Annotated in this window: 4 protein-coding genes; 3 read left to right on the top strand and 1 reads right to left on the bottom strand. The window is 70.1% G+C overall.

Annotation, left to right across the window (positions count from 1 at the left end; translation table 11 throughout):
- The coding region (locus TSO352_RS24560; protein WP_109110853.1) for a DUF2336 domain-containing protein at positions 1–1119 on the top strand (1119 nt) is incomplete at its 5' end.
- Positions 1120–1138: 19 nt separating this feature from the next.
- Here the strand turns inward: TSO352_RS24560 and TSO352_RS24555 are convergent.
- Positions 1139–1615, bottom strand: a complete 477-nt coding sequence (locus TSO352_RS24555; protein ID WP_109109771.1) for a hypothetical protein — start codon at positions 1613–1615, stop codon at positions 1139–1141.
- Positions 1616–1884: 269 nt separating this feature from the next.
- Here TSO352_RS24555 and mdh point away from each other — a divergent pair, with 269 nt between their 5' ends.
- Positions 1885–2853, top strand: a complete 969-nt coding sequence (mdh, locus tag TSO352_RS24550; protein ID WP_109109770.1) for a malate dehydrogenase — start codon at positions 1885–1887, stop codon at positions 2851–2853.
- A 133-nt stretch (positions 2854–2986) separates the two neighbouring features.
- On the top strand, positions 2987–3589 hold a 603-nt coding region (locus tag TSO352_RS24545), incomplete at its 3' end, for an ATP-grasp domain-containing protein (protein WP_199231711.1).

The raw sequence follows: 3589 nt of genomic DNA, 5'->3' as shown, positions 1-3589 counted from the left end.
GCCCCTGCCCCTGCCCCTGCCCCTGCCCCCGCGGTGGAAACGCGCAGCGTCGCCCGCCGGGTCGGCGACGCGCTGGTCGAATCGCGGCTGGCCGGGATGGGCGATGCCACGGTGCGTTCGGCGCTGGCCCGCAAGCTGTGCCGCCTGCTGCCCGACCTGCCGCCGGACGGCGCCGACACCGTCACCACGGTGGCGGTGCGTGCGCTGGAGCAGTTGGCCCGCGACCACATCCTGCGGGTGCGCGAGGCGCTGGCCACCTCGATCAAGGACATCGCCTGCGCACCGCCCGCCGTGGTCGCCAAGCTGGCGCGCGACGTCGAACGGTCGGTGGCCGAGCCGGTGCTGCGCTGCTGCGCCGCGCTCAGCGACGAGGATCTGCTGGACATCGTCGCCGCGGCGCCGGCCGGCTGGGCGCTGTCGGCCATCGCCCGGCGCCACCACATCGGCGCCGCGCTGTCCGACGCCATCGCCGGCAGCGGCGACGCGGCGGCGACCGGCCTGCTGCTCGACAACAACGGGGCGGTGATCGCCGAACCGACGCTGGACCGGCTGGTCGAGGCGGCGGCCCACCATCCCGAATGGCAGGACAAGCTGGCGCGCCGGCCGGCCCTGCCGCGCCGGCTGGCGGTGCGGCTGGCCGACTTCGTCGATCTTGCGGTGGTCGAGCAGTTGCGGCGGCGCCCCGATTTCGACGACGCCACCGTGGCGGACATCGCCGCGACCACCCGCCGCCGCATCGACTGGGCCGAGGCGCCCGAATCGGCCGAATCGCCCGAACGCCGCGCCGTCCGCCTGCACCGCCAGGGCCGGCTGGACGAGACGGCGCTGGGCGACGCGCTGTCGTGGAACGAGACGGGGTTCGTGCGGGCGGCGCTGACCCTGCGGGCCCGCGTCGCGCCGACGGTGGTGGATGTGATCCTCGACGCGCACGACGCCGGCGCGGTTACCGCGCTGGTCTGGCGCGCCGGCCTGTCGATGCGCTGCGCCATGCAGATCCAGGCGCGCGCCGCCGGCATCCACCCGCGCGCCATGCTGAACGCCCGGCAGGGCAGCGGTTTCCCGCTGTCCCCCGCCGAGATGGCCCGCCACCTGGAGCGCTACGGCGTCGTCGGGGCCTGACGGCCCGACTTCACCCCAATTACTGCACGCCGCCGCGCGGCATCGGCTGGCGCGGGGTGGCGCGGCCGGTGCGCGGGATCGGCGCGTCGGCCGGCGGCTCCTTGTAATAGGGGCTGCTGTCGGTCTCCAGCTGCATCGCCTCCGCCGGGGTGACGATCTGCTCGCCGGTGCCGGCGTCGAAGGCGATCAGCGGCTGCTTGCGCACCTGGGCGCAGGCGTCGCGCTTGGCCGCGATCTCCGCCGTCTGCGACCCCGACAGCGTGACGAGCGGCAGCACCCAGCCCGACCGCCGGTCGTCCGGGATCGAGGTGAAGACGTAGTTGGTCAGCGGCTGGCAATGGGCGACGCTGGCCTCCGCGACGGCGTCGGTGACCGGCGCGGCGGCGATGGCGGCGCGGTAGTCGCCGACCGTCTGGCCATGGGCAAGGCCGGCCGCCAGGGCCAGCGGCAGCGACATGGACAGGCAGGGAATGATACGGGCCACGAGTGAGGCCATGAACGCTCTCCTTCGACCGTCTGGAACGGGTTGCTGATCGGACCGGACACATACGTATAGAGCCCGATCGCCCATGCATAGGGAAGGATCATCGGGGGTGCGACGCAAAGCTGCAATGCCCCGCTTGTGGTCGGGCTTGCTCTCCGCGACAAAACGCGCTACCTACGCTTCCGAAATCTCGGGGCGCTGGATCCCTAAGACGTTAGAATGACCATCGGTTCTAGTCTCCCGCTGAATGGGGGACGCTCAAACGTTTTAGGGAACGCTCCATGGCTCGCAAGAAGATTGCGCTCGTCGGCGCTGGCCAGATTGGTGGCACGCTGGCTCTGCTCGCTGCTCAAAAGGAATTGGGCGACGTCGTCCTGTTCGACATCGCCGAAGGCGTTCCGGCCGGCAAGGCCCTGGATCTGGCCGAAACCTCCCCGGTCGAGGGCTTCAACTCCAGCCTGACCGGCGGCAACGACTACTCGATCATCGAGGGCGCCGACGTCGTCATCGTCACCGCCGGCATCCCGCGCAAGCCGGGCATGAGCCGCGACGACCTGATCGGCATCAACAGCGGCGTCTGCAAGACGGTCGGCGAGGCCATCGGCAAGTACGCTCCGAACGCGTTCGTCATCGTCATCACCAACCCGCTCGACGTCATGGTCTGGGTGCTGCAGCAGGCGTCCGGCCTGCCGGCGGAGCGCGTGGTCGGCATGGCCGGCGTGCTCGACTCGGCCCGTTTCCGCTACTTCCTGGCGGAAGAGTTCAAGGTGTCGGTCGAAGACGTCACCGCCTTCGTGCTGGGCGGCCACGGCGACACCATGGTCCCGCTCGTCCGCTACTCGACCGTCGCCGGCATCCCGCTGCCCGACCTGGTCAAGATGGGCTGGACCACGCAGGAGAAGCTGGACGCCATCGTGCAGCGCACCCGTGACGGCGGCGCCGAGATCGTCAAGCTGCTGAAGACCGGCTCGGCCTTCTACGCCCCGGCCGCGTCCGCCATCCAGATGGCCGAGTCCTACCTGAAGGACCAGAAGCGCGTCCTGCCGGTCGCCGCCCATCTGAGCGGCCAGTATGGCCAGGACGACCTCTACGTCGGCGTTCCCGTGATCATCGGCGCCGGCGGCGTCGAGAAGATCATCGAGATCGAGCTGAACGACGACGAGAAGGCGATGTTCCAGAACTCCGTCGACGCGGTGAAGACGCTGGTCGACGTCGTGAAGAAGCTGGACGCCGAGAAGGCCGCTTCCTAAGGCGATCCGCGCGTTTCCCGGCCGCCCGCCGCCGGTCCGCAACGACGGACCGGTGGGACGGTCGGGGACGCGCCCGTTCCGTCGCCAGTCGATCCGTTCTCGTCAGCCGAACCAAAAAACAGATGGACGCCCGATGAACATCCATGAGTACCAGGCGAAAGGCCTGCTGAAGAAGTACGGCGTCGCGGTTCCCCGCGGCGGCGTTGCCTACACCCCGCAGGAGGCCGAGACGGTCGCCCGCGAGCTGGGCGGTCCGGTCTGGGTCGTGAAGTCCCAGATCCACGCCGGCGGCCGCGGCGCCGGGCGCTTCAAGGGCAACCCCGAGGGCAAGGGCGGCGTCCGCGTCGTCAAGTCGATCGAGGATGTCGGCAAGAACGCCGCCGAGATGCTGAACCACGTGCTGGTCACCAAGCAGACCGGTCCGGACGGCCGCGAGGTCAAGCGCCTGTACGTCGAGGAAGGCGCCGACATCAAGCGCGAGCTGTATCTCGGCATGCTGATCGACCGCGCCACCGGCCGCGTCACCATCATGGCGTCGACCGAAGGCGGCATGGAGATCGAAGAGGTCGCCCACAACACGCCGGAGAAGATCGTCAAGGTCAGCATCGACCCGGCGACCGGCATCCAGGGCTACCACACCCGCAAGGTCGCCTTCGCCCTCGGGCTGGAAGGCAAGCAGGTCGGTGCCGCCGCCAAGTTCATCATGGCCGCCTACCAGGCGTTCGTGGACCTGGAT

Origin of the sequence: Azospirillum sp. TSO35-2, assembly GCF_003116095.1 — a bacterium.
GTDB lineage: Bacteria > Pseudomonadota > Alphaproteobacteria > Azospirillales > Azospirillaceae > Azospirillum.
The sequence above is the reverse complement of the archived record's forward strand: the minus strand, read 5'-3'. Positions and strand labels throughout refer to the sequence as shown.